This window comes from Hydrogenovibrio sp. 3SP14C1, from assembly GCF_029625905.1.
GTDB lineage: Bacteria > Pseudomonadota > Gammaproteobacteria > Thiomicrospirales > Thiomicrospiraceae > Hydrogenovibrio.
The window spans coordinates 1-240 of sequence record NZ_JARTLM010000301.1; the positions used below are offsets into that span (position 1 = coordinate 1).

1 pseudogene is annotated in these 240 nt (G+C 38.3%); it reads left to right on the forward strand.

Going from position 1 to position 240, the window contains the following annotated elements:
* Positions 1-240: pseudogene (locus P8629_RS12610) on the forward strand (hypothetical protein); the annotation flags it as partial.

Consider the following 240-nt stretch of genomic DNA (forward strand, 5'->3'; position numbering starts at 1 on the left):
AGAACTTTTTCGAAGCAAAGAAGATACTGTCTGCTGATCCGCGAATTCATTTCACTATTCCAGAAGCAACCTACTTAGGCTGGATCAACATAAAAGATTTACCTTATAGTATGGATGAATTGCAAAGTGTTCTGGTAAAACAAGAAAGAATCGCGATCATGAATGGTAAGGTTTATGGACCAGAAGGTAAGACTTACCTGCGGTTTAATCTAGGTGCACCAAAAGAGAAAATCATTGCTG